11 protein-coding genes are annotated in these 14,188 nt (G+C 44.1%); 7 read left to right on the top strand and 4 right to left on the bottom strand.

Going from position 1 to position 14,188, the window contains the following annotated elements; genetic code table 11:
• Positions 1-41 precede the first annotated feature (41 nt).
• Positions 42-1,466: a PLP-dependent aminotransferase family protein gene (locus tag NSQ17_RS02270; RefSeq protein ID WP_268363175.1), complete on the bottom strand. Its 1,425-nt coding sequence runs from the start codon at positions 1,464-1,466 to the stop codon at positions 42-44.
• 108 nt (positions 1,467-1,574) lie between these two features.
• On the opposite strand from NSQ17_RS02270, the gene gabT reads away from it, so the two are divergent.
• The 3 genes from gabT to NSQ17_RS02285 are packed head-to-tail and all read left to right on the top strand — an operon-like array spanning position 1,575 to position 5,670.
• A complete protein-coding gene (gene gabT / locus NSQ17_RS02275) occupies positions 1,575-2,891 on the top strand; it encodes a 4-aminobutyrate--2-oxoglutarate transaminase (RefSeq protein WP_039166217.1) in 1,317 nt (438 codons plus the stop codon).
• 21 nt (positions 2,892-2,912) lie between these two features.
• Positions 2,913-4,301 (top strand): APC family permease, encoded by a 1,389-nt coding sequence (locus NSQ17_RS02280; RefSeq protein ID WP_342467809.1) that lies wholly within the window; start codon positions 2,913-2,915, stop codon positions 4,299-4,301.
• Positions 4,276-5,670 (top strand): NAD-dependent succinate-semialdehyde dehydrogenase, encoded by a 1,395-nt coding sequence (locus NSQ17_RS02285; RefSeq protein ID WP_342467810.1) that lies wholly within the window; start codon positions 4,276-4,278, stop codon positions 5,668-5,670. The genes NSQ17_RS02280 and NSQ17_RS02285 overlap by 26 nt, the downstream gene beginning before the upstream one ends.
• A 45-nt stretch (positions 5,671-5,715) precedes the next feature.
• Here the strand turns inward: NSQ17_RS02285 and NSQ17_RS02290 are convergent, their stop codons facing one another.
• From NSQ17_RS02290 to NSQ17_RS02300, 3 genes are all read right to left on the bottom strand, one after another.
• Entirely contained in the window at positions 5,716-6,312 is a 597-nt protein-coding gene (locus tag NSQ17_RS02290; RefSeq protein ID WP_058336806.1) for an NAD(P)H-dependent oxidoreductase, read from the bottom strand.
• A 130-nt stretch (positions 6,313-6,442) separates the two neighbouring features.
• Positions 6,443-7,057, bottom strand: a complete 615-nt coding sequence (locus tag NSQ17_RS02295) for a DUF1775 domain-containing protein (protein WP_259254017.1) — start codon at positions 7,055-7,057, stop codon at positions 6,443-6,445.
• 16 nt (positions 7,058-7,073) lie between these two features.
• Positions 7,074-8,708 (bottom strand): copper resistance protein CopC, encoded by a 1,635-nt coding sequence (locus tag NSQ17_RS02300; RefSeq protein ID WP_058336805.1) that lies wholly within the window; start codon positions 8,706-8,708, stop codon positions 7,074-7,076.
• 505 nt (positions 8,709-9,213) lie between these two features.
• Between NSQ17_RS02300 and NSQ17_RS02305 the strand changes: the two genes are divergently transcribed.
• The 4 genes from NSQ17_RS02305 (at position 9,214) to NSQ17_RS02320 (ending at position 14,155) form a co-directional block, all read left to right on the top strand.
• Positions 9,214-10,656: a PTS mannitol transporter subunit IICB gene (locus NSQ17_RS02305; RefSeq protein WP_144679602.1), complete on the top strand. Its 1,443-nt coding sequence runs from the start codon at positions 9,214-9,216 to the stop codon at positions 10,654-10,656.
• 95 nt (positions 10,657-10,751) lie between these two features.
• Entirely contained in the window at positions 10,752-11,186 is a 435-nt protein-coding gene (locus NSQ17_RS02310; protein WP_019743148.1) for a PTS sugar transporter subunit IIA, read from the top strand.
• 1 nt (position 11,187) lies between these two features.
• Positions 11,188-12,309, top strand: coding sequence for a mannitol-1-phosphate 5-dehydrogenase (locus NSQ17_RS02315; protein WP_144679598.1), 1,122 nt, complete (start codon positions 11,188-11,190; stop codon positions 12,307-12,309).
• A 97-nt stretch (positions 12,310-12,406) separates the two neighbouring features.
• A complete protein-coding gene (locus NSQ17_RS02320) occupies positions 12,407-14,155 on the top strand; it encodes a methyl-accepting chemotaxis protein (protein ID WP_039166197.1) in 1,749 nt (582 codons plus the stop codon).
• The last annotated feature ends 33 nt before the right edge of the window (positions 14,156-14,188 follow it).

Consider the following 14,188-nt stretch of genomic DNA (forward strand, 5'->3'; position numbering starts at 1 on the left):
TCCCGTCAAAGGAGCGCCACGATTCATCTACATGAGCTGTTTCATTTCCCATAAATCGAGTCATACAGGCGTTTCACCGCTGGCTTAATATCCTCTGGCCGCATATGAGAGAAACCGAGGACGAGCGGGACAAAGCCTTCTTTGTGACCGGGTACATGCTCATCAAGGGTGAAACGGTCCATTCCGTACATTTTTAGCTTTCGCTCTTTGGCACGCTGTAAAATCTCATGCTGCGTCCGATCAGAGCGGAACTCTGCGATAAAATGAAGACCAGCATTTTCACCAATAATCCGCACATTGTCAGCAAAAACCGTATTGAGCTCTCCAATGAGCTGTTTTCGTTTTTCCTCATATAGCCCATTCATTCTTTTAATATGCCGCTGATAGGCGCCATCTTTTATAAAATAAAGAAGGGTGTATTGTGTAAAGAGATTGGCCGTTTGAATAAAAAAGTGCTGTTCTTCTTTATAGCGTCTTAGTAAATGCTGCGGCAGCACCATGTAGCTGATCCTCAAGCCGGGCAGCAATGATTTCGAAAAGGTCCCCATATAAATGACTTTGTCATAGCGGTCAAGGCTCTGCAGTGCCGGTATGCTGTCTGTGCCATACTTAAATTCACTGTCATAATCGTCCTCAATGATATAGCGGTCTGGCTGATCAGCCGCCCAGTTTAACAGCTGTATCCGCCGGGAAATCGGCATGATCACCCCTGTTGGGAACTGATGAGAAGGCGTAATGATCAACACATTTGGCTCTTTCTTCTGAATATCGCTCATCCGCACCCCTTTTCGATCAATGCCAATCGTTTCAATCCGGTGATGATTGTTTTTCAGCATTTGATACAGTCTGCGGTAGCCGGGGTTTTCTAATCCGTATATTTGATCAGCTGGAAGGATGCTAGATAACGAATGAATGAGCGACTGTGTACCCGCACTTAAAATGAGCTGTTCAGGGTAGCATTTGACCCCTCGTGCAAGTCCAATCAGCCGGGCAATCGTTTCCCTCAGCTCATAGACGCCTTGTGGGTGCGGAAGCTCACCAAAGGCTTCTTGGTGGAGATGAATCGCTTTTTGCTCACTTTTCAGCCAGCTTTTAAAAGGAAAATTGGCTGTATCAACAGAAATATGTGAAAAGGAATACCAGTCATCTCGCTCAATCGGATTCTCTTTTAAATCCGCTGGAAGGGAAGAGGGTTTCAGTTGACCTGATTCATGAAATGTTTCCAGTGATTCCACGAAAAAGCCTTTCCGTTCAACTGAATATAAATATCCCTCGGCAAGCAGCTGCTGATAGGCGCCATTCACTGAATTGACGCTGACGTTTAAAGTATCTGCTAACTCTCGTTTAGACGGTAATTGATCGTGTGGTTGCAGGTTGCGGTTTAAAATTTCCTCTTTAATTTTCGTGTAAATTTGATGATAAATAAACCCGTTTTCCCCTGTTTGATCTAGTTGAATTGTCAGCATCTCGTCATTCCATCCTCTCTGGTACCATGAAAAAAATGATATTGGTACTTTCTATCATACCAAAAAATATTCAGAATAATAAAAAAGACATAAAGGGGATGGATGACAATGAGTCAAACGACAACAAACCGTTTTTCAACAGAGGAATGGCAGGGGAAAAGAGATCAATACGTCGCAAGAGGCGTAAGTAATGGCAACCGTCATCTTGCAGCAAAAGGGAAGGGAGCCGAGCTTTTCGATATTGATGGCAATCGTTTTATCGATTTTGCAGGCGCCATCGGTACATTAAATGTAGGACACTCCCATCCAAAGGTTGTGGAAGCAGTCAAAGCACAGGCAGATAGCCTGATTCACCCAGGATTTAATGTCATGATGTACGAATCCTATATCGAATTGGCAGAAAAACTATGCCACCTCACACCAGGCGACCACGACAAAAAAGCCATTTTCTTAAATTCAGGTGCCGAAGCAGTTGAAAACGCAGTGAAAATTGCCCGTAAATATACGAAAAGACAAGCGGTTGTCTCTTTTACAAGAGGGTTCCACGGAAGAACGAATATGACGATGAGCATGACCAGCAAGGTCAAGCCTTATAAATTTGGATTCGGACCATTTGCGTCAGAGGTGTATCAAGCGCCGTATCCTTATTACTATCAAAAACCTGAAGGATTAAGCGATGCAGCCTACGACGAATACATCATTGATCAGTTCAATCAATTCTTTGTCGCAACCGTTGCACCAGAAACAGTCGCTTGTGTGGTGATGGAGCCAGTCCAAGGGGAGGGCGGATTCATTGTACCATCGAAGCGTTTTGTCCAGCACGTCGCTTCATTCTGTCAGCAGCATGGCATCGTATTCGTGGCAGATGAAATCCAAACAGGATTCGCAAGAACAGGGAAATACTTTGCGATTGAACACTACGATGTGGTGCCAGACTTAATCACTGTGTCAAAATCACTTGCAGCTGGCCTGCCGCTGAGCGGTGTCGTTGGCAGAAAAGAATTACTTGATGCAGCGGACCCAGGGGAGCTAGGGGGGACGTATGCTGGCAGTCCATTAGGCTGTGTGGCAGCATTGGCTGTACTTGATATTATTGAAACAGAACAACTGAATGAACGATCTGAACACATTGGACAAGTCATTGAGGACAAAGCGAATGAGTGGAGAAGTCAGTATTCATTCATCGGGGAAGTCCGGCGATTAGGGGCAATGGCGGCCATTGAAATTGTGGAAGATCAAAAAACGCGTACACCAGATAAGAAGACAGCCGCAGCGATTGCAGCCTATGCAAACAAGCACGGACTACTCTTATTAACGGCAGGGATCAATGGGAATATTATTCGCTTTTTAACACCACTTGTCATCACAGATGAGCTGCTGCAAGAAGGACTAGGGATTATCGAAGACGCCTTCACAGCACGCTAAACAACAAAGGGGGATGGTTGTATGCAAAAACAACAAATGGCTAAAACCATGTCGCAGTCAGACGTACTGTTTTTATCCATTGGTGCAATGCTTGGCTGGGGCTGGGTTGTACTTTCGGGAGATTGGATTTTAACAGCTGGATTTTTAGGAAGTGTGATTGCCTTTGTCATAGGGGGCATTCTCGTCATCTTTATTGGACTAACGTATGCAGAGCTTTCCTCTGCGATTCCAGAAACAGGCGGAGGACTTGTCTTTGTCCAGCGGGCATTTGGGATCAAATCAGCGTTTGTCTCCGCATGGGGCGTATTGTTCGGTTATGTGTCCGTGATTACGTTTGAAGCGGTCGCACTTCCGACAGTCATTGACTATGTCATTCCAACACAGCATGTTGGTTTCCTATGGAATATAGGAGGATGGGATGTTTACTTTACATGGGTATTGATTGGATCTGGCGGTGCGCTGTTTTTAACAGCTCTGAACTACATTGGCGCAAAGCCTGCTGCTATTTTTCAATCGGTGTTCACAGTGGCCATTATCCTGACAGGTTTTCTTCTATTAGGCGGAGCTACATTTAATGGAGATTTTGCAAACCTTGAGCCGATGTTTCAAGGCGGGGTTGGCGGTCTGATGGCTGTGTTAGTGATGATTCCCTTTTTATTCGTAGGGTTTGATGTCATCCCGCAGGTAGCGGCGGAGATTAACGCACCGAAGAAAATCATCGGGAGAATTTTGATTATCTCCATTGTGAGTGCGGTTGTATTTTATCTGCTCATTGTCTTTGGAGTAGCGGCAGGATTGTCAAAAGGTCAGCTTGAGGCTTCATCACTAGCAACAGCAGATGCTATGGTACAGCTTCTTGGTCATCAGGCGTTTGGGACTGTGCTTGTCATTGGCGGTGTAGCAGGTATTGTGACGAGCTGGAATGCATTTATTATTGGTGCAAGCCGTATCCTCTACGCAATGGCGGAAAGAGGCATGATTTCCAAATGGTTTGCGTATATTCATCCGAAGTATAAAACTCCGACAAATGCCATTTTGTTCTTAGGTGCATTGGCCTTTTTTGCACCATTACTAGGCCGACCTGCCCTCGTGTGGATTGTCAATGCAGGGGGTGTGGGCATCATCGTTGGGTATCTGATTGTGTCCATTGCCTTTATGAGACTTCGCAAGACAGAACCTGAGCTTGAGCGTCCATACCGCATTAAATATTGGCGGACGACCGGCGTTTTTGCCATTGGACTTAGTTTCCTTTTTCTTTCATTTTATTTTCCAGGGATGCCGGCTTCCTTGTCATGGCCAGCTGAATGGATTTTGCTTTTAGGTTGGGCACTCATTGGGTATATACTATATGTAATGAATCCAAGAACGAAGGAGAAGGTAGAGCATGACAAACGAACTCAAAGTGTATAATCCTGCAACCGGAGAAGAAATTGCCTCAGTTGCTCAGCATACAAAAGAACAGATTGAAGATGCGATCACTCGCTCACACAAAGCATTCAAAACATGGGCAAAAACGTCAGCCCATGAACGTGCAAATATCATTCGCAAATGGTTTGATCTCATGATCGAGCATAAAGAAAGGCTTGCAAAAATCATCACAGAAGAAAACGGGAAGCCGTATCAAGAAGCATTAGGAGAAATTGTCTATGCCGCTGGATATATTGAGTGGTACGCAGAGGAAGCAAAGCGGATTTACGGCAGAACGATCCCGTCTCATACGACAAACAAACGCCTATTTGTCACAAAACAGCCAGTCGGTCCTGTTGCCGCCATTACACCATGGAATTTCCCTGCGGCGATGATTACAAGGAAGGCGGCACCAGCGCTTGCGGCGGGCTGTACGTTTATCGTAAAACCTGCTGAAGACACGCCACTTACGGCCATTGAGCTTGTGAAATTAGGCCATGAAGCCGGAATTCCAGAGGAAGCCTTGCAATGGGTGATTGGAGATGGAAAAGAAGTGGGGGAAATTTTCACAGATAGTCCATTGATCCGCAAGATCACGTTTACTGGTTCAACACCAGTTGGAAAACATCTCATCAAAAACAGTGCGAGCACAGTGAAGCACGTTTCTATGGAACTTGGGGGTCATGCCCCGCTGATCGTAGATAAGGACGCCAACCTTGAATTGGCTGTGAAACAAGCAGTGGCATCTAAATTCCGTAATGCAGGCCAGACGTGTGTTTGTGCCAATCGCTTAATCGTCCATGAAGAAATTCATGAAGCATTTGCGCAAAGCTTCAGCAAAGAAGTGGAAAAGCTGAAAGTAGGAAATGGGTTTGAAGAAGGCACGTCCATCGGACCGATTATCAATAAGCGAGGCTTCAATAAAATTGTCGACCAAATTCAAGATGCCGTGGATAAAGGGGCGAAAGTTCTTGTCGGCGGCGATACACATTTTGACGAGGAGAAGTCGTATTATTTTGTTCAGCCGACGGTGCTAACTCATGTCGACCCTTCAATGAACATTATGCATGAAGAGACGTTTGGTCCAGTTGCACCAATTACGACATTTAGCACATTAGATGAAGCCATTGAATTAGCGAACGATACACCTTTTGGACTTGCGGCTTATTTCTTTACAGAGAATTACCGCAATGGCCTCTATATATCTGAGAATCTAGATTACGGGATTATTGGCTGGAATGACGGGGGACCATCCGCTGTGCAGGCACCTTTCGGCGGTATGAAAGAGAGCGGTATTGGCCGTGAAGGCGGCATCGAAGGCATCGAACCTTATTTAGAAACGAAGTATGTGTCAATTGGTTTAGATGAATAACATGTGAAAAAGACTGTCCGAGAAGTCTCGGCAGTCTTTTTTATGTTAAACAGCCGGTGGGAAAAGTTGATCCACCGTTTCTTTTGTTTCTTTGAGAATCTCGTGGATGTCGTCTGCAGATGCTTGTTCCATGCTGCTGAACAAGAGCCGTTCGACTGGCTCAACGCCGATCAGATCGAAGGCGGCTGTATCTGTCGTCATCTGATGGCTGGGGGTGATGATCATATTTGAATCAAGAAAGGTCCTCGGTGCATCATGCGTATTAATAATGACCCCTTTTTTGTCTCGAAGCAGATTTTTCACCACTCCGTTTTCATTGATCTCATACGCAAACCCCTCTGAAAAAACGCGCTCTACATAACCCTTTAGCATCGCCGGCAAGCCTGTCCACCATATTGGAAAGATAAATGTGAGGACATCGGCTTGCTGAATCAGCTTCTGCTCTCTTTGAACCGGTATCGGCACATGCCCATTTTTCATGGCAGCCTTTTCTGCTGTTGTCAGCTCTGGCGGAAAGCCAATGGCATACACATCACGAACTGTCACATCATGACCATTGTTCAAAAGAGTGCTTACAACAAGATCTAATAGGGTTTGATTTAAGCTTTGCTGGGGATGAGCAAATATGATTAGATGGTTCATCTCATAGCCTCCTAGGTGGTCATGTGTCTCATTATGGCATGCACGAGTATCCTATTCAATCCTATATTGGAAATGATAGGTTGGGAAAATAAAAAGCGACCGCTTGAAAAAACGATCGCTCATGTAAGGTTTATTTCTTTCTAAAAGCAAGCCCAAGTGCAATCAATGCCACAACTAAGGCTGCAATGGACAGACCAAGAACAAGGGGTGAAGAAGAAGCAGAGGCTGTTTCAGATGCCTTTTCTTCTTTTGGTTTTTCTTGCCCATGTGAATCCGTTAAGGTATTAGACGCAACAATATTTGTGATTGAATGAGGCTTATCAGCGTCCTTGTCGCCAGTCCATTCAACTACTGTTCCATCCTTATAATATTGATACGCATCCCATGCCGCTTCGCCGGCTTTTTCAGGGTTTTTTGCGACAAACACGAATTGCTGGAACTGCCCAGCAAGGACACCATCGCCAGTTGCTTCCCAAGTGACTCTTGTGACTTTTCCGTTTTTCTCTTCAGTTGTTGTTTTCCAGCCAGGCACTGGCTCATATTGCTGGAATTCTACGCCTTTAGGCATCGTGATGACAACCTTTGTTGTCGGACTGTCGCTTTCAGAAGGTACTTTTAACGTATAGGTTTCCCAAGCATTAGTTGCAGATGTATCAGGTTTGACTGTCACGTGTGCACTTACAGGAATCGCCAGTAAAAATGAAGCGAGAAGCATTGGTAATAAAGCTTTAACGTATTTTTTCATATCATATAAACTCCTTTTAGTTTCTTCTAATGAATGTCGTATCGATGTTGTCAAAAGAACCAGTTAACGCATGAATGTTAATTTTCCAAGTGCCTTTTTCATTTAGTAAGAGGTTTTCAGCCGAGAAGTGTCCATTCTTTAATCGTTTCAGCTGAAACTCGTTAGGCGTTTCATCACCGAACAAGGAGACTTTGTGGATCTTAGCTGTCACAGATTGAATGTCTGTGATCGTTTGTCCATCCTTCTTCGTAAATGCCACCTCGAACGTGTTTTTACCAGGAGCATTCGGGGTAATGCTCAAAGACACAAGGTCACGATGCTCCACCTGATTGGCTGCAAAGAATGGCTCTGGTGCAGGCGGCGGAGGACTTGGGATATTGGTGAATACGGCTGTTAATAGTAAAATAGCGATCCCAATGATCCACTCTGCTCGTAAAGATACGTTTCGTTTCTGCTTCTTTTCCCATCTCAGCATCAAATAATGGACGAGCCCAAGAAGACCCATGATGATAAATAAACCAAGTTTGATTAAGAAGGTGCGTCCATAAGCTGATTGGAAAAGGGCATCAAATGATTGCAGAATAAAAATCGCATTCACAAACCCAGAAAACACAATCAGTCCAACCGAGAGCAGTGCCCACGGATGAAAAGCTGTCAGGGTGCTGCGTATGAGCGGCTGATCTTCATTCGGCAGTTTCTTCATCAAAAGAAGAACAATGGCTGTTAAGCCGCCGACCCAAATGGATGCAGAAACGAGATGAATGAAGTCAAGTGACGTTGTCAGTATTTTATTATCTGTTGCGGCTGGATGACCGATTTGTGCTTTCAGCCAAAGGAGCACGATGAAAATGAGCAGTGGAAACAGCCATACCCGGAAGGAAGTGAAGTTTCCTTTTTTCATCGCCACAATCGTCCAGATCGTCAGTAGAACAAATGACGCCATTAGCATCATCCACAGACTCCCGCCTGAAGTCGACGCAATGGTTTCTTGTAAAAGCGATGGTTGAAATGCCCCTAAAAAGGACACGTCTGCCGCTGATTTAGTTTGAATCGGCAGCTGGAACAAGAGTGCTCCGCCCATCATGATCAATGAAACAGTTAAGAGTCGCTTCATTCGCCGGGCTAAAACGTCGGTTATGGCCGCTTTAAACCATAGAAGCCCAAATAAAATGGTTCCAAGAAATAAGCTAAATGACGTATACAGAAAGGCTTTGTCAATGGTTGAAGCCATATCGATGGATTCACTCGACTGTCCTTGATCTAATTGATCAAATCCTCCATCCGCTTTTCCGATACTAAACGGAATCATGCCAGACACAGAGTGTCCATCGGCTGATACCGCATTCCATTGAATGGTGTAAATTCCTTTAGGTAAATTCTTTTTTAAAGCTGCTTCCATGATCTTTTGCTCTTTGATGACCGTATCTCCTTGATCTACACGATCCCCTTTTGCATTGAACACCTTAATGGCATGAAATCCACTTTCGATTCCTTCACTAAAGGTGATCGAGACTGCAGGAGGCTGCTGATCTAGCTCTTCATTTGCCACTGGATTTGAGCTCACCACATATGCATGAGCAAATGCCTCTTTTGGCATGAAAAAGGAGAACATGAAGATGAGCAGCAAAAGCCACTTACTATATTTCAACAATGTGAATAACCGCCTTTCTACCTATGAAAATGTCTCATGTATCAGAAAGAAAGCGGCAGTAAACTGTGAGTCACAGAAAAACCGCTCTTTCTATTGTACCGCCCACTCTAAAAGGTAAACGAAACAAATAGCAAGATGGTTCACTTTTTCTGTGTCATGTCTTGTCTGCGCAGACGTTTCTTGAATGTTTGATCAATATAAGCCTATTCGATTTAAGTAGAGGAAACAAGAAGTGACCATTTGAAAGTTGTGAAATTCCAATGAATTTTGCGCCAAAACAACAGTAGATTCAACTTTTACCCCGCTATCATCTATGGTATGCCGAGAGGTGTCACATTATTTTTCAATTTTGTCACACACTAAGTGACAAAGTGACATTTAGTTTCAATTGAAGGGAAAGTGAAAGCGTTTTACGATAGGTATAAGGGCTTCACTGACTCTTGTTCTTATATCTTTTGACCTATAAAGCCCGAAATAAAGGGAGAGAAGAAAGGGGTTTTCACAGATGCAGGAAAAAAGCGGATTCCGCGTGAAAGTACAGCGCTTTGGAAGCTATTTAAGCGGCATGATTATGCCGAATATTGGTGCATTTATTGCATGGGGACTGATTACAGCTTTGTTCATTCCAAGTGGTTATCTTCCGAATGAGCAATTAGCTACACTCGTTGGACCGATGATTAACTACTTACTGCCGCTCTTAATTGGTTACACAGGCGGTAAACTCGTCTATGACCATCGAGGCGGAGTGCTCGGTGCTACGGCTACGATTGGGGTCATTGTTGGCTCAGACATTCCAATGTTTTTAGGTGCCATGATCATGGGGCCGCTGGGCGGTTATCTTATTAAGAAAATCGACCAGCTGTTCAAAGACCGAATCAAATCTGGCTTTGAAATGCTTGTGAATAACTTTACGGCAGGTATCCTCGGTGCCATTCTTGTTGCCATTGCATTCTATGCTATCGGCCCAGTGGTACTAGGTCTGAATAAAGCCCTTGCGGCAGGTGTAGATATCATTGTCAATGCTCATTTACTACCGCTGGCAAGTATCTTCATTGAACCTGCAAAAGTATTATTCTTAAACAACGCGATTAACCAAGGTATTTTAGGTCCGTTAGGGGTCGAGCAAGCAGCGAAGACAGGGCAATCTGTTTTGTTCTTGCTTGAAACAAACCCAGGGCCAGGCTTAGGGGTTCTTCTTGCGTATATGTTCTTTGGAAAAGGAAATGCGAAACAGTCTGCACCAGGTGCCATTGTCATTCAGTTCTTAGGAGGAATCCATGAAATTTACTTCCCGTACATCTTAATGAAACCAAAACTTATTTTGGCTGTCATTGCAGGGGGAGCAAGTGGTGTCCTGACGTTCACATTATTAAATGCAGGATTAAAAGCTGTGCCGTCACCAGGAAGTATTATTGCGCTTATGCTGATGTCTCCAAAAGGCGGTCACCTTGCCGTTTTAGCAGGTGTTGTCGTAGCAGCTATCGTATCGTTCCTTGTCGCATCGGTCATTTTGAAAGCATCTAAAGAAGTTGACGAAGATTTAACAGCAGCAACAGAAAAGATGCAGGACATGAAAGGCAAGAAAAGTGCAGCAGCCGCTGCTCTTACGGCACAAAAAGAAGACGCTCAAGCAAACGAGCAAGCAGCATCTCCAAGTGATGTCAATCCAGATGACGTGAACAAAATCATCTTTGCCTGCGATGCAGGGATGGGTTCAAGTGCAATGGGTGCGTCCATTCTGAAAAACAAAGTGAAAAAGGCAGAGCTTGATATCGATGTGACAAACACTTCTATCAGCAACATCCCAGACGATGCGGATGTGGTCTTTACTCATAAAGATTTAACAGACAGAGCCAAGGCAAAGCTGCCAGGCGCTGTGCATATCTCAGTGGATAATTTCTTAAACAGCCCGAAATATGATGAGCTGATTGAGAAATTGAAAAAATAACATGACGAAACGGGTTGAGTCCAATTTTTCCTAATTGAACTCCCCGTTTTGGTTGTTTTCCTGATTTTTATTCTAAAAAAGGTGTGTGATCATGTATGAAACAAGTACTTTCTAAAGACAATATTTTTCTAAACGAACAAGCAGGTTCTAAAGAAGAAGCCATCAAAAAAGCAGGCGAAGTCCTCGTAGCAAACGGCTATGTCACAAGTGATTATGTCGACAAAATGTTTGAAAGAGAAGAGATCTCTTCTACATTTATGGGGAACGGCATTGCAATCCCTCATGGAACAGAGGATGCGAAAGCGGCAGTCCTTCATTCAGGGATTTCGATTATCCAAATTCCAGATGGTGTTGAATATGGTGAAGGAAATGTGGCGAAAGTCGTCTTTGGGATCGCTGGGAAAAACAACGAGCATCTTGATATTCTGTCTCAAATTGCGATTGTCTGTTCAGAAGAAGAAAATGTAGAACGGATCATTCATGCAAAGGATCAGGATGAACTGATCGCCATCTTTAATGAGGTGAACTAATATGAAGGCACTTCATTTTGGAGCAGGGAATATCGGCAGAGGGTTTATCGGATCTTTGTTAAAGACATCAGGCTTTGAGCTTGTCTTTACCGATGTGAATGAAGCGGTCATCAATGAGCTGAATGAAAGAGGAGAATACACGGTTGAACTGGCAGCACCAGGGCAGAAGCAAGAAGTAGTCGGGCCCGTATCAGCGATCAATTCTTCGCAAAATCCAGCAGCATTAACAGAGGCCGTTGCCACAGCCAATTTGATTACAACAGCGGTTGGACCAGCCGTATTGAAGATCATTGCCTCATCAATTGCTGAAGGATTAAAACAAAAAAAGCCTGACCATATCATCAACATCGTGGCATGTGAAAATATGATTGGGGGAAGTGCTCATTTAAAAGAAGCGGTGTTCTCTCATTTAACAGCAGATGAGCAAGCAGCGATATCACAAACCGTGGGTTTTCCAAACGCTGCGGTTGACCGCATTGTTCCGATTCAGCACCATGAGGACATTCTCAAAGTGTCGGTTGAACCATTTTTCGAGTGGGTCATTGATGAGACGGGCTTTATTGGAGATGTTCCGCAAATTGACGGAGCGACCTTTGTCCAAGATTTGACGCCGTATATTGAACGGAAGCTTTTCACCGTCAATACAGGACATGCACTAGCGGCTTATGTCGGGTATCAGCAAGGCGTAAAAACCATTAAAGAAGCTGTTGATACACCAGATATTCGTCAAGTTGTCGAAGGTGCCCTTCATGAAACGGGCAGTTATTTAATTGACGCGTATGGCTTCCAAAAAGAAGAACATGATGCGTACATTCAGAAAATCATCAAACGATTTGAAAATGCTTTTATCTCCGATGAAGTGACTCGTGTCGCACGCTCTCCTCTTAGAAAGCTGGGAGCAGATGACCGTTTAATCGGTCCAGCGAAAAAGATCAAGCAGCCAGTGTACTTAATAAAAGGGATCGCTGCTGCTTTGGCTTACGACTTTGCAGAAGACGAAGAAGCGGTTCGCTTGCAGGCATTAAGGAAAGAAAAAGGCATTGAAGGTGTGCTTCAAGAGGTATGTGGACTCAAACCTGAAGACGATCTCTATCAAGCCATCCTCAAAGAAACCGAGCGATAATCAAAAGATCCCTTTCTAACGTGAAAGGGATTTTTTCTATGACTTTTTTAATACTTTCCCCTGCATGACGATATATGTAGTAAGGGGGAATTAGAACATGAAAAAGAAAGCGTTTGCTTCAAGAAGTGTCTTTTTTCAATTGATGTCAGCCATTATCGTTATTACGATTTTAACAGGCGGACTTGTAGGAACAACGGGGTATTTTTTAGCGAAAAATGTCTTAATTGATGCAGGGAAAGCAGATTTAAAACACATCGTAAATGGAGCGATGGCCACTCTTGAACAATTGAACGACCGTGTGGAGAACAAAGAACTGACGCTTGAACAGGCGCAGGAACAAGCCCGTATTTACTTGAGCGGGCCTAAAAATGACGACGGCAAAGGGTATCAATTTCAAAAATCAGATTTCATCTATAAAAATAAAGGCTACCTTGTCGCATATGGAGCCGATTATTCATCACAGGTTCATCCGGTTAACGACATCGGCGTCATCCCAGATAACACGACAAATCGTCAAAAAATGGTCGCTGGCGCTACAGCAAAAGGCGAGGATGCACACTATATCACCTATATGGATAAAGACGATGCCACGGGGGAAGAAAAGCAAAAACTCGCTTATATGAACCAGTTTACACCGTGGAATTGGAGTATAGGAATCGCCGTATTTCAGGATGAATTTTATAAAGAACTAGAGCAGATGAAGCTCTATATTATTCTCATTACAGCAGGTGTCGCTCTTTTAAGTATGGGTGTCTTTTATTTGGCAGCCCGAGGAAAAGTGAGACTGCTCAAGCAAGTTACGGCTGCTTCAAAAGAAATTGCGGCGGGCAATATTGAACGCACCAGCTTAAAAGAAACCTCGGATGAAATTGGGCAGTTGGCAAAAGGCTTTAATCATATGTCAGGAGAGCTTAGAGCACTTGTGAGCGGTTTGCAGGAAACGAGCAGCCAGCTCGTCGAATCTGCGACAGATCTATCCGCCATCTCTGAAGAAACATCCGCTAGCAGTGAAGAAATTGGCCGAGCGATTGGGGATATCTCAACTGGGACACTTCATCAAGCATCAGACCTTGAGGTAGCCAATCAACAAATGACTCAGTTCAATCAATCCATTGAAAACGTCAAAGAACAAAGCGACCAGATCAAACGAATTTCAGACCAGTCGAACCAATCTTCCGAGCAGGGTCAGCAAATTGTCCAGCAATTAAAACAATCAAATGAGCAATCCATTCAGGCATCTCAAGGTATTCGATCAGGGATTGAGCAGTTAAGTACAAAAGTACAAGATATTTCTCAAATCACAGATACCATTGAAAGCATTTCAAATGAAACGAACTTACTGGCCCTGAATGCGAGCATTGAAGCAGCTCGTGCAGGAGAGCATGGCAAAGGATTCTCGGTTGTGGCGAGTGAAGTGCGGAATTTAGCTGAACAGACAAAGCAATCAGCCGTTCAAATCCAGCAGATGATTCAAGGCATTAAAGAAGAAACGACGGCTACAGCTGGCATGATGTCCAAAACAATGGATCGTTTTGCCGAGCTTGATGAAGCGGTTCACGCAACAGAACAAGAATTCAATTCCATCTCTACATCGATTTCACAAACCATCGTTGAAACAAATGCGATGGCAAAAGAGCTGAACACATTACTGGAACAAAACGACCTCATCACAAAAGCGATGCATGGTGCAGCCCATATTTCTCAAGAAAATGCCGCAGCGATTGAAGAAATCACTGCATCTACAGACGAACAAGTCACCGCCATCTCCAATGTGGCGAAGGCAGCAGAAAGGCTCAATGAGCTAAGCATGCGATTGAATCAAGATATTGCACGTTATCGTTTATAAGGTATGGTCAAACGGACGTCGAGAAGTCGATGT

Origin of the sequence: Bacillus sp. FSL W8-0629, assembly GCF_038593225.1 — a bacterium.
In the GTDB taxonomy this organism is placed as follows: Bacteria; Bacillota; Bacilli; order Bacillales; family Bacillaceae; genus Bacillus; species Bacillus altitudinis.